At 68.9% G+C, this 20,713-nt stretch carries 21 protein-coding genes and 1 riboswitch; of the genes, 12 read left to right on the forward strand and 9 right to left on the reverse strand.

The window, feature by feature from the left end; genetic code table 11:
- Positions 1–85: 85 nt before the first annotated feature.
- The 5 genes from QQX02_RS07300 to dcd form a co-directional block, all read right to left on the reverse strand.
- The gene (locus QQX02_RS07300; RefSeq protein ID WP_367304231.1) at positions 86–736 is read right to left on the reverse strand and encodes an ABC transporter ATP-binding protein; all 651 of its coding nucleotides are present in this window, start codon (positions 734–736) and stop codon (positions 86–88) included.
- Positions 733–2,391: an ABC transporter permease gene (locus QQX02_RS07305; RefSeq protein WP_301142180.1), complete on the reverse strand. Its 1,659-nt coding sequence runs from the start codon at positions 2,389–2,391 to the stop codon at positions 733–735. Before QQX02_RS07305 ends, QQX02_RS07300 begins: the two co-directional genes overlap by 4 nt.
- Positions 2,392–2,411: 20 nt before the next feature.
- Entirely contained in the window at positions 2,412–3,521 is a 1,110-nt protein-coding gene (locus QQX02_RS07310) for a thiamine ABC transporter substrate-binding protein (protein ID WP_301142181.1), read from the reverse strand.
- 23 nt (positions 3,522–3,544) lie between these two features.
- A riboswitch (TPP riboswitch) is annotated at positions 3,545–3,662 on the reverse strand.
- Positions 3,663–3,705: 43 nt separating this feature from the next.
- Entirely contained in the window at positions 3,706–6,225 is a 2,520-nt protein-coding gene (locus QQX02_RS07315; RefSeq protein ID WP_301142183.1) for an excalibur calcium-binding domain-containing protein, read from the reverse strand.
- Positions 6,226–6,355: 130 nt separating this feature from the next.
- Positions 6,356–6,931: a dCTP deaminase gene (gene dcd, locus QQX02_RS07320; protein WP_301142184.1), complete on the reverse strand. Its 576-nt coding sequence runs from the start codon at positions 6,929–6,931 to the stop codon at positions 6,356–6,358.
- A 147-nt stretch (positions 6,932–7,078) separates the two neighbouring features.
- Here dcd and QQX02_RS07325 point away from each other — a divergent pair, with 147 nt between their 5' ends.
- Positions 7,079–9,502 carry a glycoside hydrolase family 94 protein gene (locus QQX02_RS07325; RefSeq protein WP_301142185.1) on the forward strand — a complete coding sequence of 808 codons (2,424 nt, stop codon included), beginning with the start codon at positions 7,079–7,081 and terminating at the stop codon, positions 9,500–9,502.
- Between the two features lie 81 nt (positions 9,503–9,583).
- On the opposite strand, the gene QQX02_RS07330 is transcribed toward QQX02_RS07325, so the two are convergent.
- Positions 9,584–10,531, reverse strand: a complete 948-nt coding sequence (locus QQX02_RS07330) for a DUF4349 domain-containing protein (protein ID WP_301142186.1) — start codon at positions 10,529–10,531, stop codon at positions 9,584–9,586.
- A 181-nt stretch (positions 10,532–10,712) separates the two neighbouring features.
- Between QQX02_RS07330 and QQX02_RS07335 the strand changes: the two genes are divergently transcribed.
- The 6 genes from QQX02_RS07335 (at position 10,713) to gdhA (ending at position 15,548) form a co-directional block, all read left to right on the forward strand.
- Entirely contained in the window at positions 10,713–11,525 is an 813-nt protein-coding gene (locus QQX02_RS07335; protein WP_301142187.1) for a DUF4397 domain-containing protein, read from the forward strand.
- A 92-nt stretch (positions 11,526–11,617) separates the two neighbouring features.
- On the forward strand, positions 11,618–12,286 hold the full coding sequence (locus QQX02_RS07340; protein ID WP_301142188.1) for a class F sortase: 669 nt from the start codon (positions 11,618–11,620) through the stop codon (positions 12,284–12,286).
- Positions 12,283–12,876 (forward strand): RNA polymerase sigma factor, encoded by a 594-nt coding sequence (locus QQX02_RS07345; protein ID WP_301142189.1) that lies wholly within the window; start codon positions 12,283–12,285, stop codon positions 12,874–12,876. The genes QQX02_RS07340 and QQX02_RS07345 overlap by 4 nt, the downstream gene beginning before the upstream one ends.
- Positions 12,863–13,621 carry an anti-sigma factor gene (locus tag QQX02_RS07350; protein WP_301142190.1) on the forward strand — a complete coding sequence of 253 codons (759 nt, stop codon included), beginning with the start codon at positions 12,863–12,865 and terminating at the stop codon, positions 13,619–13,621. The genes QQX02_RS07345 and QQX02_RS07350 overlap by 14 nt, the downstream gene beginning before the upstream one ends.
- A gap of 97 nt (positions 13,622–13,718) precedes the next feature.
- Entirely contained in the window at positions 13,719–14,129 is a 411-nt protein-coding gene (locus QQX02_RS07355) for a GreA/GreB family elongation factor (RefSeq protein ID WP_301142191.1), read from the forward strand.
- A 69-nt stretch (positions 14,130–14,198) separates the two neighbouring features.
- On the forward strand, positions 14,199–15,548 hold the full coding sequence (gene gdhA / locus QQX02_RS07360; RefSeq protein WP_301142192.1) for an NADP-specific glutamate dehydrogenase: 1,350 nt from the start codon (positions 14,199–14,201) through the stop codon (positions 15,546–15,548).
- 13 nt (positions 15,549–15,561) lie between these two features.
- Here the strand turns inward: gdhA and QQX02_RS07365 are convergent, their stop codons facing one another.
- Both QQX02_RS07365 and QQX02_RS07370 read right to left on the reverse strand, forming a co-directional pair.
- The gene (locus QQX02_RS07365; RefSeq protein WP_301142193.1) at positions 15,562–16,227 is read right to left on the reverse strand and encodes a potassium channel family protein; all 666 of its coding nucleotides are present in this window, start codon (positions 16,225–16,227) and stop codon (positions 15,562–15,564) included.
- Complete coding sequence (locus QQX02_RS07370) at positions 16,220–17,593, reverse strand: TrkH family potassium uptake protein (RefSeq protein WP_301142195.1); 1,374 nt, start codon at positions 17,591–17,593, stop codon at positions 16,220–16,222. The genes QQX02_RS07365 and QQX02_RS07370 overlap by 8 nt, the downstream gene beginning before the upstream one ends.
- A gap of 179 nt (positions 17,594–17,772) precedes the next feature.
- Here QQX02_RS07370 and QQX02_RS07375 point away from each other — a divergent pair, with 179 nt between their 5' ends.
- Both QQX02_RS07375 and QQX02_RS07380 read left to right on the forward strand, forming a co-directional pair.
- Positions 17,773–18,012, forward strand: a complete 240-nt coding sequence (locus tag QQX02_RS07375; RefSeq protein WP_301142196.1) for a helix-turn-helix domain-containing protein — start codon at positions 17,773–17,775, stop codon at positions 18,010–18,012.
- A 66-nt stretch (positions 18,013–18,078) separates the two neighbouring features.
- Positions 18,079–18,177 carry a 30S ribosomal protein bS22 gene (locus QQX02_RS07380; RefSeq protein ID WP_005504750.1) on the forward strand — a complete coding sequence of 33 codons (99 nt, stop codon included), beginning with the start codon at positions 18,079–18,081 and terminating at the stop codon, positions 18,175–18,177.
- A gap of 185 nt (positions 18,178–18,362) precedes the next feature.
- On the opposite strand, the gene QQX02_RS07385 is transcribed toward QQX02_RS07380, so the two are convergent.
- On the reverse strand, positions 18,363–19,226 hold the full coding sequence (locus QQX02_RS07385; protein ID WP_301142197.1) for an HAD family hydrolase: 864 nt from the start codon (positions 19,224–19,226) through the stop codon (positions 18,363–18,365).
- A gap of 48 nt (positions 19,227–19,274) precedes the next feature.
- On the opposite strand from QQX02_RS07385, the gene QQX02_RS07390 reads away from it, so the two are divergent.
- Genes QQX02_RS07390 through QQX02_RS07400 form a run of 3 tightly spaced genes read left to right on the forward strand, consistent with a single transcriptional unit; the run spans position 19,275 to position 20,710 of the window.
- Positions 19,275–19,511, forward strand: coding sequence for a glutaredoxin family protein (locus QQX02_RS07390; protein ID WP_301142198.1), 237 nt, complete (start codon positions 19,275–19,277; stop codon positions 19,509–19,511).
- A gap of 21 nt (positions 19,512–19,532) precedes the next feature.
- Positions 19,533–20,153 (forward strand): histidine phosphatase family protein, encoded by a 621-nt coding sequence (locus QQX02_RS07395; protein WP_301142199.1) that lies wholly within the window; start codon positions 19,533–19,535, stop codon positions 20,151–20,153.
- Entirely contained in the window at positions 20,150–20,710 is a 561-nt protein-coding gene (locus QQX02_RS07400; RefSeq protein ID WP_301142200.1) for a TlpA family protein disulfide reductase, read from the forward strand. The genes QQX02_RS07395 and QQX02_RS07400 overlap by 4 nt, the downstream gene beginning before the upstream one ends.
- The last annotated feature ends 3 nt before the right edge of the window (positions 20,711–20,713 follow it).

The following is a 20,713-nucleotide window of genomic DNA, read 5'->3' on the forward strand; positions in this document are numbered from 1 at the left end:
CGCGGACCGCTCGGGTCTCAGATGATCCGAGTGCGGTGTTCGCTCGGGTGGGGTGCCGGCTTTGGGACCGGGTGGGCCGAGGGGCCTACAGCAGCCGCCCGTCCTCCATCCGCACCACGCGGTGCGCCATGGACACGGCTTCGTCCGGGTCGTGGGTGACGATGATCGCCGTGGTGCCGGCCGCGAGCAGGATGCGCTTGACCTCGCCCGCGAGGCGCGCGCGGAGACTCGCGTCGAGCGAGGACAGGGGCTCGTCCAGCGCGAGCAGGCGCGGCCGCGGGGCGAGGGATCGCGCCAGCGCCACACGCTGGCGCTGGCCTCCCGAGAGGTCGGTGACGGGGCGCTCCTCGTACCCGGTGAGACCGACCATCGCGAGCAGTGCGGCGACCCGCCGTCCCCGCTCCGCGTCGGGCGTGCGCTGCATCTCGAGCCCGAACGCGACGTTGCCGGCGACGGTGCGGTGGGGGAACAGCTGGCCGTCCTGGAACACCATCCCGAACTGGCGGCGGTGCACCGGCACGTGGGTGAGGTCCTCGCCGTCCCACTGCACCACGCCCGATGCGGGGGGCACCGTCCCGACCACGGCGCCCAGCAGCGACGACTTGCCGCACCCGGACGGGCCCAGGAGCGCGACGATCTCGCCCCGCTCGACGCGCAGTGACACCGAGTCCACCGCCACCACAGGCGGTCGGCCCGGGTACGTCACCGTCAGGTCCCTCACGTCGAGTCCCGTCACAGGTCCGCTCCCACCTGGGTCCGCAGACCCTCCGATGCCATCATGACCGCTCCTGTCATCGCGGCGAGCACGACGGCGGTCGCGAACGCCATGCCGATGCTCTCGATCCCGGGGCGACCCAGGAGGCGGTAGATCGCCGTGGTGAGCGTGGGGCTCTCCGGGCGGGCCACGAAGGTGGTGGCCCCGAACTCGCCGAGGGCGATCGCGAAGCCGAATCCGGCGGCGAGACCGAACGGCTTCTTGAGCAGCGGCCAGTCCACGGTGCGCCACACCCGCCACGGCGAGGCGCCGAGGGTTGCCGCGGCTGCGCGCATCTGCGGGGAGATGCCGCGAGAGGCCGGGACGAGGGTGCGCGCCACGAGCGGCAGGGCGACGACTGCCTGGGCGATCGGCACCAGCCACCACGAGCCGCGCAGGTCGACCCCCAGCACGGAGCGGTTGAGGGTGAGCAGCATCCCGAGGCCCACGACCACCGCGCTCACCCCCAGCGGGAGCATCACCACCGAATCGAGCAGCGTCGACCGTCCGGTGCGTCGCGTCAGCAGCGCTGCGACGATGAGGCCCAGCCCCGTCGCGATCGCAGTCGCGACCGACGCTGCCGCCATGGAGTTGACGGCGGCCTGCCACATCGGCACGGGCAGCCCGCCCAGCCCGGACTCGGTCAGCAGCGCGGCGTAGTGGTCCAGGCCATAGCCGTCGCGGGTGCGCAGCGACCTCTCGACCAGCGCCCACATCGGCGTCGCGAGCACTGCTGCGAGAACGGCGAGGATTCCTGCGACCCCCCATCGGTCGCGGCCGGCGAGTGGGCGCGTGCCGTCGAGCCGGCGCGTGCCGAGCGAGCGCTCGCGCCGCCGCCTCGCCCACTCGGCGCCTCCGAGAGCGAGGGCGACGAAGGCGAGCTGCAGCACCGACAGCACCGCCGCCGCGCGGAGGTCGAGGAACTGATTGACCTGCAGGTAGATCTCGGTCTCGACGGTGCGGACGCGGGTGCCGCCCAGGACCAGGACCACGCCGAACGACGTCGCGCAGAACAGGAAGACGACGGCCGCGGCCGAGCCGATCGCGGGCGCGAGGGCCGGCAGCGTGACGTGCGCGAAGGCACGTCGACGGTCGGCGCCGAGCGTGCGGGCAGCCAGCGCCGTCGACGGGTCCATGGCCGCCCACGCGCCTCCCACCACGCGAATCACGACGGCGACGTTGTAGAACACCAGGGCCGCGGCGATTGCGATCGGGGACTGGTCGAGACCCAGCCCCCCGAGCGGCCCGGATCGACCCAGGAGCGCGGTGAAGGCGGCGGCGACCACCACGGTGGGGAGCACGAACGGCACGGCGGCGACCGCCCGCACCGCGCGCTGGCCGCGCCACCGCAGGCGATAGAGCGCGTAGGCGCCGGGAAGCCCGAGCGCCAGCGATCCCGCCGTACCCGCCGCGGCGAGTGCGAGCGTGGTGCCCACCGCATCGGCCGTCCGCGATGACGCCACCACCTCGGCGAGCCCGCCGAGGTCGAAGCCGCCGTCGAACAGTCCACGGCCCAGCACGGCGACCAGTGGCCACAGGAAGAACAGGCCGAGGAACGCGAGGGGCACCGCAGCGAGCGCCCACCACCCCACTGAGTGGTGGAACGGCGTGGAGTGGCGGAGGCGCAGCGGCGTCACCAGCGTTCCTCGGACCAGAGTCAGTCGAGGACGATCGCGGTCCAGGACTCGATCCACGCGTCACGGTTCGCGGCGATCACATCGGGGTCCATGGTGTGGGGGTCGTCGGCTAGCGGGGCGAACTCGGCCCACTCGGCCGGCACGTCGACCTGGGAGGACACGGGGTAGACGTACATGTTCTCCGGCACGCTCGCCTGGAAATCGTCCGAGAGCATCCAGTCGATGACGGCCTTGCCCGCCTCGGGGTTGGCCGCTCCCTCGAGAAGCCCTGCGTACTCGACCTGGCGGAAGCACGTGTCGAGCAGCGCCGCCGTGGTGGCCTCGCCGTCGATGACCTCGGACGGAGGCGATGAGGCGTAGCTCAGCACGACCGGGTAGTCGCCACCGTAGTTGGGGGCGGAGAAGTCCACGAAGTACGTGTCCGACCAGGACGACGTGACGCGAACCTGGTTCTCGGTGAGTGCGCGCCAGTAGTCCTCCCAGCCGTCCTCGCCGAACTCGGCGACCGTCGCAAGCAGGAACGCCAGCCCGGGCGACGAGGTCGCGGGGTTGGTCACCGACATCACGCCGTTGTACTGCGGGTCGGTGAGGAACCCGAGTCCCGAGGGAACCTCGAGGCCGGACTCCTCGAACCAGCCGATGTCGTAGTTCAGGCAGACATCGGAGTAGTCGATCGCGGTGAGTGCCTGCGAGCCTGCCACCGCATACTCGGAGGCGTCTGACGCAGCCGGGGCGCCGGACTCGTAGTCGGCGAACACCCCCTCGTCGATGGCGCGCGACGCAAACGTGTTGTCGACTCCGAACACGACATCGCCCAATGGGGCGTCCTTGGTGAGGATCAGCTGGTTGACGAGCACACCGGCGTCGCCCGGCTGGACGAATGTGACCTCGAGGCCGGACTCCTCTTCGAAGGCCGCGAGGACCTCGTCGGGGACCGCGAAGCTGTCGTGGGTCACGACGGTGACCTCGGAGCTCGAAGGATCCGTCGGGGCGGAGTCGGTCGCATCGGCGGTCGCGCCATCAGCGGCGGCGCCCGTCGGCTCCGCGGTGTCGCCGTCGGAGGAGCAGGCCGCGAGCGTCAACGTCGATGCCGCGACGGCCAGGGCGGTGATGGTGCGCAGTGGACGCATGGGTGGAACCTCCCACAAGTAGGAGGGGACGAGTCTCGACTCCCTACGCCGGCATCACCCGGATCAGGTTCGAGGGTCTGCGGCTGGTCCGCACTCTCAGCGCTCTGGCCCCTCGCGGGAAGCGCTCCCCTGTCGTTGTCCGGCCAGCATACCGCCGATGCGAGTGAGGGCGGACGCGGTCAGATCAGGGCTCGCAGGCCCATCCGTCCTTGTCGCGGTCGGACTCGTCGTTCAGGGCGTAAAGGGATGCCGAGACGAAGGTGCTCGTCGTGATGGGGCCGCCCACACGGGTGCCGATCATGTCGCGTACGCTCGACGACTTCGCCACGCCATGCGGGTAGTGCTTGCGCATGTCGGTGCAGGACGCATAGTCGATGCCGACGGACTTCTTCACTGCAGAGGTCCGAGTCGCGCTGGTGTATCCCGACTTGGTGCCGACGACCTTGACTGTGATCGACTTGTACGCATCGGCCGGACGCACCTTGTACGTGCTTGCCGTGGATCCGCTCACGGCCTTGCCGTTCACGTACCACTGGACCTTCGTCGTCACGGTCCCCGGTCCCCAAGTGCCGCGCTTGACCGTCAGCGTGCTGCCCGCCTTCGCGGTGCCGGTGATGGTCGGGGTGGGCGCGACGAGCCTGCGCCAGACGGTCACCGACGCGGAAGTCTTGGACATGGCGGAGTAGCCGGTGCGCGTCGCCGTCGCCTTCACCGTGATCTTGTGGCCGATGTCGGCCGTCGTGGCCTTGTAGGACCTCGACGTCGCTCCCGAGATGCTCGTGCCGTCCCGATACCACCGGTACGTCACCGAGCCGGGCGTGGGCGACCAGGTGCCGGCGCTCGCGGTCAGGGTGGAGCCCACGGTGGGCGAGCCCGTGACCTTGGGAGCGGGTGCGGTCGTGAAGACCTTCGCTGCGGTTCGTGAGTGACTGACCCACGTGCTCGACAGGTACCCCGAGCGCTTCGCTGTGATGGCCACCGAGATCTTGTGGCCTGCATCGGCGGTCGTGAGTCGGTACGAGGAGCCCGTGGCACCCGTGATCGCCTTGCCGTCGCGGCGCCACTGGTACGTGCTCGCCGACGGCGTGACGCCGTAAGTGGGTGCCTTGATGCTGACCGTGCTGCCCGCAGCGAAGGTCCCCGTGAAGTCCGACGTGGTGCGCACGGTGCCGAGGGATCCGAGGACGGTCGTCGAGGGGCCGGTGTAGGTGCGGGTCTCGTATCCGGCGGCTCGCACGCTCACGCTCACCGACAGCGTCTTGCCCCGGGCCGATGCGGGCAACTGATAGGTCGTGGTGCGGTCCCAGTCGGTGGTCGCGACGGTGGTGCCATCGATCTTCCACACCGTCTTGAAGGACGGCTGGGTGTCGACGCTGCTGAGCCCCGTCACGGTGACGTGGGGGGTGGTGCCCACCACCGCGGGATTGGTGAACGTGATGGTGGGGGACGCGGGCAGTGCGCCGAGCACCGCGGCAGACGCGCTGCCACGGATCTCCTTCTCCACCATGCCGGGCAGCCAGATGGTCGCGACGGCGCGTGGCCTGAGCCCCATGTGTGTCACTCCGGGTGTGTATGTGGTCCCCCAGCCCAGGTACTGCCCGGTGCCAGCGTCCTCCCACGTGAAGCTGGGCGTCAGTCCAGCGGGAGCATTGGCCGTGGTGAGCGACGCCGTGAGCGTCTGCCCTACCTTCGAGGTTCCCGAGACCGTGACCGTCGCCGACAGCGACGCCGGCCAGGCGCACGCCGTCGGACCGGAGCTGGCGACGTGGTCGATCTGCCCGGAGAACGCGTCGCCGTCGTCGAACCGCAGCACCGACTGGCCGTAGGGCAGAAACATGGTCTGTGGCCCGAAGCGGTAGGCGTTGGAGGCGGTGGCGGAGAGGACGCTGCCTGCAGGCCCCACAATCTGGGCGGGGGTGAAGGGGACGCAGCGGGTGACCGGCGCGCCATCGATGAACTGATCCCGTGCGGAGAACTCCTCCAGGGCCGGCATGGCGCCCAGCGCAGACGCATTGCGCACGGCGTTGCCGTCGACGTCGAGGAAGGCCAGCGACGGGTGGCCGGCGAGCGGGCTGAGGTCCTCCACCCACGCGTACGCGAGGTCGACGACGGTCAGGCTCGCGAGCTGCGCCAGTGGCGACACGTCCTCGACCAAGGTCTCATCGGCGTACAGCGCCTCGAGCGCGTGGGCGTCGGCGAGCGGGCTCAGGTCCTCGACATCGGTCGCACCGATGTCGAGAACCGCCAGATCGGGCAGGGCCGCGAACGACGGCAAGGTCGTCAGGGCCCCCGCGTAGAGATCGAGCCAGACGAGCGTACTCAGGGAGGCGACCGCGGAGATGTCCGTGGCCCCAAGACCCGGCAGGCTCAGGTATTCGAGCTGAGGCAGTGCGGCAAGGGGGGCGATGTCGGTGATCTGCGAGGCGGGCTCGATATGCAGCGCGAGGAGATGATTGGCGTGCTGGAGGCCCTCAAGCGTGCTGACCGAGCCGTCGCACTCTAGCGCCTCCAGTGCGGCGAGCTCCGTCGAGGTGAGCGACGCATCTGCGGGAAGCTCGAGCGCGTCTCGGATGCAGGACGCAAGCGCCGGGTCGGGGATGTCGACGGCGTCGGCCGCACCCGCCCGAGCAGGCTCGAGCGTGAGCGCGACCACTGCGATGGCGGTGATGGCAGCACCGCGGTAGAAGACGGAAGACAGGACCATCGGAACCCCCAGACGACGTGTGTCGCGTCGCCTGGCTCCAGGGGCATCGTGCTTCGCGTGCCTTGAGTATGGGTCCAGGTCCTGCAGGTGGTCAAGAGCCTTGCGGAAGCGGTCTCAGAACACAGCGGTCCTAGATCTCCGTGCGGTGGAAGTTCTGGAAGCTCCGGCTCGCCGTGGGGCCGCGCTGGCCGCGGTAGCGCGAGCCGTACTTGCCCGATCCATACGGGTGCTCGGCAGCGGAGGAGAGCTGGAAGAAGCACAGCTGGCCGATCTTCATGCCCGGCCACAGGTTGATGGGCAGGGTCGCGGTGTTCGACAGCTCGAGGGTGACGTTGCCCTCGAAGCCCGGGTCGATGAACCCGGCGGTCGAGTGTGTGAGCAGTCCCAGCCGGCCGAGTGACGACTTGCCTTCGAGTCGCGCCGCGATGTCGTCTGGCAGAGTCACCGACTCGAAGGTCGAGCCCAGCACGAACTCGCCGGGGTGGAGAACGAAGGGGCGGTCGTCGTCGACCTCGATGAGCCGAGTGAGATCGGGCTGCTCCACCGACGGGTCGATCGCCGCGTACTTGTGGTTGTCGAAGATGCGGAAGAACTTGTCGAGCCGCACGTCGATCGACGACGGCTGAATCATGTCCGGCTCGTACGGGTCGAGGGCGACTCGGCCGGAGTCGATCTGGGCGCGGATGTCGCGGTCGGAGAGCAGCATGGGGACAACCTACCGGGGTGCCGCGTCGGCGCCCAAGGGAGTTGTCGCATCGGCCGTACGCCAGGCAGGTGAGCCGTTGATCGGAACGTTTCGACTTCGGCTACTATGGTGGGCGGCTCTCATACCTTGGCGGAAGGCATCACCCCCATGCAGTTCGGTCACTTCGACGACGAAGCTCGCGAATACGTCATCACCACGCCTCACACTCCGTACCCGTGGATCAACTACCTCGGTTCGCAGGAGTTCTTCGGGCTCATCTCGCACACGGCAGGCGGCTACAGCTTCTATCGCGACGCAAAGATGCGTCGCCTCACGCGCTACCGCTACAACAACATCCCCGTCGACGACGGCGGCCGCTACTTCTCGATCAACGACGGCGGCGACGTGTGGAGCCCCTCGTTCCGCCCGTACAAGAAGGACCTCGACCGCTTCGAGACGCGCCACGGCATGGGCTACACGCGCATCACCGGCGAGCGCGGCGGCCTCGAGGCCTCGGTGCTCTTCTTCGTGCCCGTGGACATCAACGCCGAGATCCACCAGGTGACGCTCACCAACCTGTCCGATGCGCCCAAGTCGGTGGACCTGTTCAGCTTCGTCGAGTTCTGCCTGTGGAACGCCGAGGACGATCAGACCAACTACCAGCGCAACCTCAGCATCGGTGAGGTCGAGGTCGAAGACGGCGCGATCTATCACAAGACCGAGTACCGCGAGCGTCGCAACCACTACGCGATGTACGCGGTGAACTCGCCGATCGCGGGCTTCGACACCGACCGCGACTCCTACCTCGGCTACGGCAACGGCTTCCACGAGGCCGCGGTGCCGCACGCCGGCACGTCCGAGGATTCCGTGGCCTCGGGCTGGTACCCGATCGCCTCGCACCACCTCGAGGCCGACCTCGCGCCGGGAGAGTCACGTCAGTACACCTTCGTGCTGGGCTACCTCGAGAACGCAGACGACGACAAGTGGGAGTCGCCCGGGGTCATCAACAAGGCGCCCGCCCGCGAGCTGCTGGCGCGCTTCGACGACAACGCCAAGACCGACGCGGAGTTCGCGCGCCTCAACGAGTACTGGGACAACCTGCTGGGCAGCTACACGGTCTCGTCGACCGACGAGAAGCTCGACCGCATGGTCAACATCTGGAACCAGTACCAGTGCATGGTGACCTACAACATGTCCCGCTCGGCCTCGTACTTCGAGACGGGCATGGGGCGCGGGATGGGCTTCCGCGACTCGAGCCAGGACCTGCTGGGATTCGTGCACCTGGTGCCCGAGCGCGCCCGCGAGCGCATCATCGACATCGCGTCCACGCAGTTCGAGGACGGCAGTGCGTACCACCAGTACCAGCCGCTCACCAAGCGCGGCAACCACGCGCTGGGCTCGGGTTTCAATGACGACCCGCTGTGGCTCATCCTCGGTGTCGCGGCCTACATCAAGGAGACCGGTGACTTCGCGATCCTCGATGAGATGGTGCCGTTCGACAACGACGAGTCGCTCGCGCAGCCGCTCATGGAGCACCTCAAGAGGAGCTTCAATCACCCGCTCGAGAAAGCCGGCCCGCACGGGCTGCCGCTCATCGGCCGCGCGGACTGGAACGACTGCCTGAACCTCAACTGCTTCTCCTCGACCCCCGGCGAGTCCTTCCAGACCACCGAGAACCAGGCGGGCGGCGTCGCAGAGTCCGTCTTCATCGCGGGCATGTTCGCTGCCATCGGCCCCGACTATGTGGCGCTCGCGCGCCGCCGCGGGGACGATGCGGAGGCGGACCGCGCCGAGAAGGCCATCGCCGACATGAAGCAGGCCGTGGTGGACCACGGCTGGGACGGCGAGTGGTTCCTGCGTGCCTACGACTTCTACGGCAACAAGGTGGGCTCGCACGAGAACGCCGAGGGTCAGATCTGGATCGAGCCCCAGGGCTTCTGCATCATGGGTGGCATCGGCGTCGACGACGGCAAGGCCATCACGGCGCTCGACTCGTGCCGCGAGCGCCTCAACACCCCGCACGGCATGGTGCTGCAGAACCCCGCGTACACGAGCTACCAGATCGAGCTGGGCGAGGTGTCGACCTACCCGCCGGGCTACAAGGAGAACGGCGGCATCTTCTGCCACAACAACCCGTGGGTCATCATCGCCGAGACCGTCGTCGGTCGGGCCGAGCACGCCTGGGAGTACTACAAGCAGATCACCCCGGCATACAGGGAAGAGATCTCCGAGGTCCACCGCCTCGAGCCCTACGTGTACGCGCAGATGATCGCCGGCAAGGACGCGTCGCGCCACGGCGAGGCCAAGAACTCGTGGCTCACCGGGACCGCGTCGTGGAACTTCGTGACGGTCTCGCAGTACCTGCTCGGTGTGCGCCCGGACTACGACGGCCTCATCGTCGACCCCTGCATCGGCGCTGAGGTCACGGACTTCACCGTGCGCCGCCAGGTGCGCGGCGCCGAGTATGTGATCACCGTCAAGAACTCCGGCGGCAAGGGTGCGACCCTCACGGTCGATGGCGTGGACGTCGAGGGCAATACCGTGCCCTACGCCCCGGCCGGCTCAACAGTGCAGGTCGTCGCCTCCGTCTAGCGCACTGGCATACGACGGCCCCGGTGTCACCACTGACCCGGGGTCTTCGTGTCTCCGGCGTCGGCGCGCGCCGCGTCGTCATCAGTGGGTGGGTGCGGGTGGCGGCTCGGGCGACGCGCTCGGCGCGGCTGGGGCCGGACCTGGGCCCGTCGCCTGGCGGCTCGTCCGTGATCGCCGTGCGCGGATGCCGACAACGGTCGCGACCACCAGGACCGCGGCGAGGGCCGCCCAGGGCAGGAGCACCCCTGCCAGGACCATTACGACCGAGAAGAACGAGACCAGCGCGTTCCAGCCGGACTGCAGGCCGTCCCAGAAGGATTCGGGTGAGTCGTCCACGATGACGATGGGTTCGGTGGTGAGCGAAAGTTCGATGGTCGACATCGACACTTGGTCGTCGAGACCCCGCTGCCGGGACTCGAGGCTCTCGAGCTCCGCCTGGCGACCGGCGAGCTCGTCCTCGAGCGCGATGATGTCCTTGATGTCCTCCGCCTCGAGAAGGAGGCCCTGGATGCGATCCGTGGAGGCACGGAGCGTCGAGATCCGGGCATCCAGGTCCGTCACTTCGGTGGTGACGTCGCGGGACTCCGTCGCGAATTGGTCGACCGTGCCCAGCGCACGGAGATCATCGACCACGGCGTCGAGTCGGTCCTGCGGGATGCGGAGCAGGAGCGAGGCGGAGCCCCCGTCGTACTCGTCGGCGGCAGTCTCGTTGCGAGCATCGACACGGCCGCCCGCGCTCTGCACCATGCCGACGGCTTGGTCGGCGGCCGCGATCGGGTCCTCGACGGTCATGTAGAGCGAGCCCGTGACGATGAGGGAGCGATCGTCGGCGACGGTCTCGGTGCCGACGTCCGCACCCGCCTCCTCCTGGACGGCTCCGCCACCTGCGTCTGCGGCGCCGGACCCTTCTGAGTCGAACGCCTCGTCGGACGACGAGCAGCCCGCAAGGGCCGCCGCGGCGACGATCAGTCCCACGATGATTCCCGTGCGCCGCATGCGGCCCACGGTCCCGTCCACCTTGTCGGTCATGGCGCTCATGCTAGAGAGACGCCTGGCAGAGCGCCATCGTTGGGTCGAGAGTGAGGCCGATTCGCAATCCTTCTCAAGAAAGTTGGGAGTCGCTGCATCCAAACTGCCGGCTCGGCCGGAAGTACGGGGTGAAGGAGGTCGCAACAGGCGGCCTCCCGAGCTCAGGAGAAGGAGAAGGACCATGCGCAAGTCAGCAATTGCCGGCGTCGCAGCCGGTGCGCTCATCGCCGTCGGAGCCGCCGCCCCCGCCCTCGCAGTCGAGGATGGGATGACGGAGCTCTCCGTGCTTCACGGCATCCCCGACACCCCGGTGGACGTGTACGTCAACGGCACGAACACCATCGATGACTTCCAGCCCGGCGACCTCGCCGGCCCGCTCGACCTGGAGCCCGGCACGTACACCGTCGCGCTCACCGCGACCGACGCGGCCGACGACTCGGAGCCCGTGCTCGGCCCGATCGATATCACCCTCGAGGAGGGCATGAGCTACACCGCTGTCGCTCACCTCACCGCTGAGGGCGACCCGGGCGTGAACCTGTTCACGAACGACATCTCCGAGACCGCAGCCGGCGAGGGCCGCCTGACCGTCCGTCACACCGCCGCGGCTCCCGCGGTCGACGTGTGGGCTGACGGAGCGGTGCTCTTCGAGAACCTCTCGAACCCCGACGAGGTCTCGGGCGATGTCCCCGCCGCCACCTACGAGGCCGCTGTCTCGCTCACCGGTGAGACCGACCCCGTGCTCGGCCCGACAGACGTCGAGATCGCCGACGGCGTGAACACCATCGTCTACGCCTGGGGCAGCGCTGAGGCCGGTAACCTCGACCTCGCTGTCCAGACGGTCGACACCCACGCCTCCAGCCCGTCCGAAGTTGCGGCCGGTACCCAGGGCCTCGCGGCTGACCGCGGCGTCCCGGCGGGAGCGATCGCTGCGATCCTCCTCGCCTTCGCACTCGCGGCAGCAGCCGCAGGGCGAATGGTGACCGCTCGACGCTGACCGTGCGGTCACGCGGGGGCACGTCCTGACCCAGGGCGTGTCCCCGCTCCGCTCGTCCTGTCGCCTCGTGCCTGAACGGAGAGGACTCCCACATGCGCACGCTTCTCGCGCTCTTCGTGAGCGTCCTGCTCGTCGGATGCGCGGCCGCTGAGGACGGCACGCCGTCGACCTCCCCGTCCTCCCCGTCCGTCGCGAGCGCCCCGCCCGTCGGTCCGTCCGTCGGGGAGGTCCGGGCACCGGTCTTCCTCGGTGAGGTGGAGATCTCCGACACGTCGCCCGAGACGCTCGCGGAACTGCGGGCAGTCCCGCCCGAGCGGCTCGTCGTGGACTCTCTCGAGATCGACATGCCGGTGACGTCCGTGGGCCTGGAGGGCGACGGCGCCATGGAGATCCCCGAATCAGCGGCGACTGCGGGCTGGTACCGCTACGGCCCGGCGCCCGGAGGCGAGGCCGGCAATGCGGTGCTGGCAGCGCATGTCGACGATGCGGTGATCGGTCTGGGCCCCTTCTCCAGGCTCCTGGACATCGACGAGGGGGCGCGGATCGTCATTGACAGCGCCGACGGCACGGAGACTCCGTACGAGGTCACGCGAGTGGAGAAGACGGACAAGCGCGAGGTGGACATGGGCCTGGTGTTCGATCGTGCAGGTCCCGCACAGTTGGTGCTTGTCACGTGTGGTGGACGCTTCGACTGGGATACGGGACACTACGAGGACAACGTCGTGGTCTACGCGACGCCTGTCAACGAGCCGGCGCGGTGAGTGCCGTCATGATCGCGAAGGAGCCCGTCCGGATGGCCGTTGTCCCGTCGTCGCCGCGCGACCGCGACGACACGGCGCGTGCCTTCGCAGACGGCGAGGACGGAGCGCTCGAGGAGCTCTACCGCGACCTGTCGCCCTTGGTGTACACGATGGCGGTGCGCTCGCTGAGCTCCACGGCCGATGCCGAGGACGTCACGCAGCAGACCTTCGTCTCCGCGTGGCGCGGACGTTCGGGATTCGACCCGGTACGGGGCGACCTGCGGGGCTGGGTGGTGGGCATCGCCAAGCGGCGCATCGCCGATGCGCTCGAGGCTCGGTCGCGCGAGCATCGGCGGCTCGAGGCAGTCAAGGAGTCGACTCCGGCCGACGCTGCGACGCCGGACGATGCCGACAGCGTGCTGCTCGCGTACGAGGTGGATGCGCTTGGTCCGCCGCGCGCGACGATCGTCTCGCTCGCCTTCTTCGAGGGGGAGACGCACGAGCAGATCGCCAGGCGCCTCGACATGCCGCTCGGCACGGTGAAGAGCCATATCAGACGTGGATTGATCGAACTGCGAGACCGATGGGAGGTGTCCGATGTCGCATCTTGATGATGATGTGCTGGCCGAGCTGGCGCTCGGCGGCGGCAGCGCGTCGGACGCAGAGCATGCCGCCACCTGCACTGAGTGCAGGGGCGAGCTCGAGTCGCTGCGCGCGATGGTCGCGCGGGTGCAGATGGCCGGACCAGGCGGGGATCTGCTCACGCCCCCCGATCGCGTGTGGAGCGCGATCGCGGCGGAGGTCGACTCCGAGAACGCGGCTCTCGACAGCCCCCGAGATGCCGAGCACGAGAGCGACGGGTCCACGCCTGCTCTCGCGACCGCAGGCGACGACGACCTGGCCGTACGCAGGCCCCGACGGGGCTCCCGGTGGTCGCTCGCCGCAGCCGCGGCGGCGGGCGTGGTGGTGGGCGGAATCGGAGTCGGCGCAGCGCTGGGGATCAACGGCGGCGACGAGCCGGCGGCCATCGTGGCGCAGGCGCCGCTGACCGATCTCTCGACGGAGGCGCCCGCAGGCGACGCCGTCGTGGAGACGCGAGACGACGGCACCCAGGTGATCGTGATCGACACGGACACACGAGACGTGGACGACGCGTACCTCGAGGTGTGGCTCATCGACGAGGCGATCGAGGGCATGGTGAGCCTCGGTCACCTCACTGGTGGCTCCGGCGAGTTCGTGCTCCCACCGGGCTTCGACATCTCGGACTTCCCCATCGTCGACATCTCCGTGGAGCCGCTCGATGGCGTGCCCACGCACAGCGGTGACTCCGTGACGCGCGGAGTGCTGGAGACCTGACAGCACCCCCTCCGTGTGATGCCTCCTCCCGAGTGGGGTACGCTCACGTCCCATTACCCATCTCGCGTTGAGAAGGGTGGAACAGGGAGAGTGCATCGTGGCGGAGGAGCGGACGTGGGTGACGCCGGAGGCGCATCGGCGACTGGTGGACGAGCTCGAGGGCCTCACCGCCCGCGGCGATGACGCGGACGCTTCCGCGCGTGCCCGCATCGTCGAGCTTCGCACCCTCCTCGACTCGGTCGAGGTCGGCACCCGCCCGGACGACGGTCTCGTCGAGACCGGCATGCGCGTCACGGTGCGCAGCGTCGAGGACGGCACTGAGACCGCCTTTGTGCTGGGCGACCGCGCTCTCCTGGGCCACGACATCGCTGGAGACGTCACGGTGTTCTCGCCGGAGTCCCCGGTGGGCGCGGCCGTCGACGGCCGTCACGTGGGCGACCAGGTCACCTTCACCACCCCGCGCGGCGATCGAGACATCGTCATCGTCGGCGCGACTCCCGTCGGCTGACACCCCGCCCCGGGGCTTCGCCTCGGACCTGAGCCGGAGCCCTGGGACACATCCAGGAAGGAAGGCTCCATGGCGCTCCTGCACGAGAGGCTGGTCCCGGTCCACGACGAGGTCGTGCGTCGCAACCCCGGCGAACACGAGTTCCACCAGGCGACGCGCGAGGTGCTCGAGAGTCTTGGGCCGGTCGTGGCCAAGCATCCCGAGTATGCGGACTCCGAGGTCATCAGCCGACTGTGCGAGCCCGAGCGGCAGATCATCTTCCGGGTGCCGTGGGTCGACGACTCCGGACGGGTCCAGCTGAACCGCGGCTTCCGCGTCGAGTTCAACTCGGCCCTCGGTCCCTACAAGGGCGGCCTGCGCTTCCATCCCAGCGTCTACCTGGGGATCGTCAAGTTCCTCGGCTTCGAGCAGATCTTCAAGAACTCGCTCAGCGGGATGCCGATCGGCGGCGGCAAGGGTGGCTCCGACTTCGACCCCAAGGGCAGGTCGGATGCCGAGGTCATGCGCTTCTGCCAGTCCTTCATGACCGAGCTGTACCGGCACATCGGCGAGTACACGGACGTGCCCGCAGGTGACACGGGCGTGGGTGCGCGCGAGCTGGGCTACCTGTTCGGCCAGTACAAGCGCATCACCAATCGCTACGAGTCCGGCGTGCTGACCGGCAAGGGCCTCACGTGGGGCGGATCCCAGGTGCGCACCGAGGCCACGGGCTACGGCACCGTGTTCTTCGTGCAGGAGATGCTCCACGCGAGGGGCGAGTCGCTCGAGGGCCGGCGCGTGGTGATCTCAGGGTCGGGCAACGTCGCGATCTATGCGGCCGAGAAGGTGCGCGAGCTCGGTGGCACGGTGATCGCGGTCTCCGACTCCGGGGGCTACGTGATCGAGGACTCGGGCATCGACCTCGAGCTGCTCAAGGACGTCAAGCTGTCGCGACGAGGCCGCATCGAGACGTACACGCAGGAGCGCGGCAACGGCGCGCGGTTCGTCGCCACAGGATCCATCTGGGACGTCCCCTGCGACGTCGCGCTGCCATGCGCGACGCAGAACGAGCTGGACGGCACCCACGCGCAGACCCTCATCCGCAACGGTTGCTCAGTGGTCGCCGAAGGCGCGAACATGCCCTCCACGCCCGATGCGGTGAAGGCCTTCCAGGAGGCCGGGCTGCTCTTCGCGCCCGGCAAGGCGGCCAACGCGGGCGGCGTGGCGACGAGCGCCCTGGAGATGCAGCAGAACGCTTCGCGTGACTCGTGGAACTTCGCCTACACCGAGGAGCGGCTGCGCATGATCATGCTTGACATCCACGACCGCTGCCTCACGACTGCAGACGAGTTCGGGACCCCTGGCAACTACGTGGCCGGCGCCAACATCGGTGGCTTCACGAGGGTGGCCGATGCGATGCTCGCCTTCGGAGTGGTGTGACGGCGTCCGGCGCTCAGGGGCGCTGAGCGAACCTCTCGACGAGGTCGCCGTCTCCGCCGACCACCAGCAGGTCGTCGGCGTGGAGGACGGTGGACTTGGAGCCGTACTCGAACTCGCCGCCCGGTGACATCACGCCGATGACCTGGACGCCGTACTTGTCGCGCAGCTTGAGCTCCGCGAGCGAGAAGTTGTGGGTCTCGAGGGGTGGGCGCATCTTCACGATCGTGAAGCCCTCGTCGATCTCGATGTAGTCGAGCATGCGCCCGCCCACGGAGTGGGCGACGCGCGCGCCCGCATCGGACTCGGGGAAGACGATGTGGTGCGCGCCGATGCGTCGCAGGATGCGAGCGTGCTCGGTAGAGATGGCCTTGGCCCAGATCTCCTGCATGCCGATGTCGACGAGGTTGCCGGTGATGAGTACTGAGGCCTCGAGGGAGGTGCCGACGCCGACCACGGCGGCGGAGAACTCCTCCGCGCCCATCTGCTCCAGCGCGCGCGGATCGGTCGCATCGGCCTGGACGACGGGAAGCCGCTTGGACCAGCGCTCGACCAGGTCGCCGTCGCGCTCGACCGCCAGCACCTCGACGTCCATGGCGTCGAGGGTGTCGGCGAGCGCAGAACCGAAACGCCCGAGCCCGACCACGAGGACGCCCGATGCGGTGGTGTCGTTGCTAGCCAATGATCGGCCTTTCTGAGGGATACCGGATGACCCGGCGCTGCTTGTTCAACGCTAGCGCGGCGGCGACGGTGAGAGAGCCGACGCGGCCCACATACATGAGGACGATGAGCGTGCCCTTGGCCTCGGGGGGCAGGCCCGCGGTGATGCCGGTGCTGAGGCCGCACGTCGCGAACGCCGAGACCGTCTCGTACAGCGCCCGGTCCAGCGTGATGTCGGTCTGGGCCATGAAGACCGCCGTGCCGACCACCACGACGCTCACGCCGATCATCGTGATCGCGACCGCGCCGCGCAGCACCTCCGTGCCCACGCGCTTGCCGAACGCCTCCATGTCGCGCCGACCGCGGGCCTCCGCGACGATGGCGAGCAGCAGCACGGCGAGGGTGGTCACCCGGATGCCGCCGGCGGTCGAGCCCGACCCGCCGCCGATGAACATCAGCACGATCTCGAGCAGCCATGTGGTCTCGCGCGCCTGACCGACGTCGAAGGATGCGAAGCCGCCGGAGCGCTGATTGATGGACTGGAAGAAGATGTTGCCGATGGTCTCCTGGGTCGACGCGGCACCGAGGGTGTCCGGGTTGCTCCACTCGAAGACCGCCAGGAACCCTGCGGAGACCAGCATGAGCGCACCCACCATGATCAGCGTGAGCTTGGTGTGCAGCGACCACATGCGCGGGCGCTGCCAGCCGCGCACCATGTTGAGGTACACGGGGTACCCGAGGCTGCCGATGAGCACGCCGAGCCCGATCGGGACCAGCATCCAGAAATCGGCCGCGTACGGGTAGAGACCGGCGGGGTCGGGCGTGAAGCCCGCGTTGTTGAACGCCGAGATCGCGTAGAACGATGAGTAGCCGATCGAGCGCCCGACGCCGTAGTCGAGCGTGAGGAAGCGCGGCAGCAGCACGAGCGCGATGACGATCTCGACGGAGAACGACACGACGACGACCGTGCGCAGGAGCGATCGCAGGTCGCCGAGGCCCGATGCCCGCGCTTCGCCGGCTGCCAGGAGGCGCTGGGTGAGGCCGAGGCGTCGAGACACCGCGAGGCCCAGCAGCGATGCGAGTGTCATGATGCCCAGGCCGCCCACCTTGATGCCGAGGGCGATGATCGCGAGGCCCCACGCGGACCAGTACGACCCGGTGTCGACCGTCACCAGTCCTGTCACGCATACCGCGGAGGTCGCCGTGAAGAGCGCATCGATGAACGGGGCCCGCTCTCCCGACGCCGTCGCCGCAGGCAGAGACAGCAATCCGGAGAAGAGCAGGATGACGGCGCCGAAGGTGCCGAGCGCCAGTCTGGCGGGGGATCGCAGGGCGATATGGCTGATCCACTCGCCGATCGCCTCGCGAACGTCGCGCATCCGATCCATGCGACTCCTTCGCGGCTCACTACCAGGGGGCTTGCAGGCGGTTCTCAGCCGTGGGGACTGCCGCCATTATCATCATCGGCACGAATCACTCACTTCACAACCGTCACTTCTGCCCCTACAGTAGAGGGAGCATCCCGCCGATATACCTGCCGGATGTCGGATGAGGGAGACTGAACTGCATGGCTGACAACGGCGCCTCGCGCACCACCTTCCTCACTGTTGCTGAGGTCGCTGAGATGCTTCGCGTCTCCCGTATGACCGTCTACCGGTGGGTTCACGCCGGCGACATGCCCGCCGTGCGGTTCGGACGCTCCTTCCGCGTCCCCGCCACGGCCGTCGAATCCTTCATGGAGCAGGCGGCCCTGCAGGGCGGCTTCGAGGTCCAGGATGACGACAAGCGTTCGGGCACGGTAGGCTGAGTCCTTGTCTGTCGCGTCCAGCGCGTACTGGACGCCGAGCATGTCCGACTATCTGAGGTAGGTTCCGTGGGATCCGTCATCAAGAAGCGTCGCAAGCGCATGTCGAAGAAGAAGCACCGCAAGCTCCTTCGGAAGACGCGCCACCAGCGCCGCAACAAGAAGTAGCACCGCCGCCGGGCCACGCCCGGCTGGGGTCACGACGCCCGTGCCACCGTCATGGTGGCGCGGGCTTTGTCGTCTCTGGGACCCGTCGTGTGCCCCAGCAGTCACTCAGTGCGGATATCGCGCCCGAATCAGCACTCAGTGACTGCCAGGGCGCGGGTCCGGCCGATGCGCGGGGACTGCGGGGACTACAGCGAACGGGCGTCGCCCGCGTGCGCGGGGTCGACCGCATCGTCCGACTTGGTGAGACCCGTCACGCCGCGAACTGCGCCGCGCACCCCGCGCGCGACGGCGATCCCGGCCCATACCGTGCCGGTGACCGAGGCCTTCACGACGCCCCTGCGCCCGTTCTTCCGGCGCTTGCGGAACTCCTCGATGGGCCACCCGCGCTCGACCGCGAGCGCGCGCAACTTGGCGTCGGGGTTGATGGCGCATGGATTGCCCACCGCCTCGAGCATCGGCCCGTCGTTGACCGAGTCGCCGTAGGCGAACGAACGCTCCAGGTCGAGCACCTGATCCTCGGCGAGCTGGCGCACGGCGGCGGCCTTCTTCTCCTTGTGCAGGAAGTCGCCCACGAGCCGGCCGGTGTAGTGGCCGTCCTTCTGCTCGGCCACGGTGCCGAGCGCTCCTGTGGCCCCGAGCCGGCGCGCGATCACGCGCCCGATCTCGACCGGTGAGGCGGTGACGAGCCACACCTGGTGGCCCTGGGCGCGGTGCTCATCGATGATCGCCTTGGTGCCGGGGTAGATCCTGAGCTCCAGCACCTCGTCGTAGACCTCTTCGCCCACCTGCGCCATCTCAGCGGCGGACCAGCCCTTGATGACGCCGAGCGCCTCGTCGCGCAGTTCGTCGAGCTGCTCGCGGGATTCGCCGAACAGCGTGTACTTGGCCTGCTCCCATCCGAAGTGCGCGATGTCGCGCCAGCGGAAGTACCCGCGCTGCTGGAGGCCACGAGCGATGTGGTAGGCGGAAGCGCCGCGGACAATGGTGTTGTCCACGTCGAAGAACGCCGCGACAGCGGCGGCGTTGGCCTGCCCGGGGGAGCGAGTCACCCCGCCAGCCTACCCACGGCGCGGGCACCGCTCGTATCCTTAGGCTTCATGGCCGCTCGCGTCTCGCTCATCACTCGCCAGGGGTGTCACCTGTGCCCCGACGCCCGCAGCGTGGTGCGTGAGGTCTGCGACGAGGCCGGGGTGGACTGGCGCGAGGTCGATGTGGAGGCCGACTCACGGCTGCTCGAGCGCTTCGCCGACGAGGTGCCGGTGGTGATCGTCGATGGCCAGGTGGTGGGGTTCTGGCATATCGACGCCGCACGACTGCGTTCCGCGCTCGCGTGAGGCTGGGCGACAATAGTCCTTATGCCCGTCGTCCACCTGCTCCGTCACGGCCACGTCCACAACCCGGACAAGGTCCTGTACGGGCGCCTGCCGGAGTTCCGGCTCTCCGAGACCGGTCACGCCATGGCGCAGGCCGTCGCCGACGACCTGGTCGAGATCGGGACGCGTGTGGGCCAGGTGGTGGCCTCGCCGCTCCTGCGGGCGCAGGAGACCGCGCGCCCGCTGGCCGAGGCGTTCCAACTCGACATCGTCACCGACGACCGCCTCATCGAGGCTCTCAACGCCTACGAGGGCCGGCCGCTCCAGTCCGGAGCCGCCGACTTCATGCACCCGCGTAACTGGTGGCTGCTGCGCAACCCCTTCACGCCGTCATGGGGTGAGCCGTACGTCGAGCAGCGCGATCGCATGTGGGCTGCGATCCGCGACGCCGCTGGCGCCAACCCTGATTCCGACACCGTCATGGTGAGCCACCAGCTTCCCATCTGGGTGGCGCGACTGGCGTTCGAGAAGCGCAGCTACCTCCATGACCCGCGCTCTCGCCAGTGCGGACTCGCGTCTCTCACGAGCTTCACGATCGAGGACGGCGAGCCCGTGGCGATGGCGTACCGGGAACCCGCCCGTCACATCGAGGTGCCCGCGTGAGACGCGGCGCCCGCTTGGTGATCTTCGCTGCGGTGGTCATCGCGATCGTCCTGTGGCTGGTGGGGTGCGCCCCCGGAGACGCCACCGAGTCCCCGGGCTACGTGAGCGGGGATGGCACGGTCACCGAGTGGGAGCCCCAGGATCGTGGCGAGCCGGTCGAGTTGTCCGGAACGTCCTTCGAGGGCGAGCCTGTCGACCTCGCGGACCACCGCGGCGAGGTGGTGCTGCTCAACACCTGGTACGCCTCATGCCCGCCCTGCCGAGCCGAGGCCCCCGACCTGGTGGCGCTCGACGCCCAGGACGGCGTGCAGCTCATCGGCATCAACAGCCGGGACGATGCTGCGACGGCGCTCGCGTTCGACCGCACGTTCGGCGTCGAGTACCCGAGCATCGACGACTCTGATGGCCGGGCCATTGCCCAGCTGCAGGGGCTGGTCGCGATCAACGCGGTCCCCACCACGCTGGTGCTCGACCACGAGGGCCGGGTCGCGGCGCGCGTGATCGGCTCGGTCGAGCCCTCGACGCTGCGCTCGCTCGTCGATGCGGCGGGGGAGTGACGC

The organism is Demequina muriae (genome assembly GCF_030418295.1).
GTDB lineage: Bacteria > Actinomycetota > Actinomycetes > Actinomycetales > Demequinaceae > Demequina > Demequina muriae.

Bases quoted from the DNA above. Each gene is read 5' to 3' on its own strand.
- QQX02_RS07310 (WP_301142181.1), bottom strand. From the start codon at position 3,521: ATGCGTCCACTGCGCACCATCACCGCCCTGGCCGTCGCGGCATCGACG.
- QQX02_RS07315 (WP_301142183.1), bottom strand. From the start codon at position 6,225: ATGGTCCTGTCTTCCGTCTTCTACCGCGGTGCTGCCATCACCGCCATC.
- dcd (WP_301142184.1), bottom strand. From the start codon at position 6,931: ATGCTGCTCTCCGACCGCGACATCCGCGCCCAGATCGACTCCGGCCGA.
- QQX02_RS07325 (WP_301142185.1), top strand. From the start codon at position 7,079: ATGCAGTTCGGTCACTTCGACGACGAAGCTCGCGAATACGTCATCACC.
- QQX02_RS07330 (WP_301142186.1), bottom strand. From the start codon at position 10,531: ATGACCGACAAGGTGGACGGGACCGTGGGCCGCATGCGGCGCACGGGA.
- QQX02_RS07335 (WP_301142187.1), top strand. From the start codon at position 10,713: ATGCGCAAGTCAGCAATTGCCGGCGTCGCAGCCGGTGCGCTCATCGCC.
- QQX02_RS07340 (WP_301142188.1), top strand. From the start codon at position 11,618: ATGCGCACGCTTCTCGCGCTCTTCGTGAGCGTCCTGCTCGTCGGATGC.
- QQX02_RS07350 (WP_301142190.1), top strand. From the start codon at position 12,863: ATGTCGCATCTTGATGATGATGTGCTGGCCGAGCTGGCGCTCGGCGGC.
- gdhA (WP_301142192.1), top strand. From the start codon at position 14,199: ATGGCGCTCCTGCACGAGAGGCTGGTCCCGGTCCACGACGAGGTCGTG.
- QQX02_RS07370 (WP_301142195.1), bottom strand. From the start codon at position 17,593: ATGGATCGGATGCGCGACGTTCGCGAGGCGATCGGCGAGTGGATCAGC.
- QQX02_RS07375 (WP_301142196.1), top strand. From the start codon at position 17,773: ATGGCTGACAACGGCGCCTCGCGCACCACCTTCCTCACTGTTGCTGAG.
- QQX02_RS07390 (WP_301142198.1), top strand. From the start codon at position 19,275: ATGGCCGCTCGCGTCTCGCTCATCACTCGCCAGGGGTGTCACCTGTGC.
- QQX02_RS07395 (WP_301142199.1), top strand. From the start codon at position 19,533: ATGCCCGTCGTCCACCTGCTCCGTCACGGCCACGTCCACAACCCGGAC.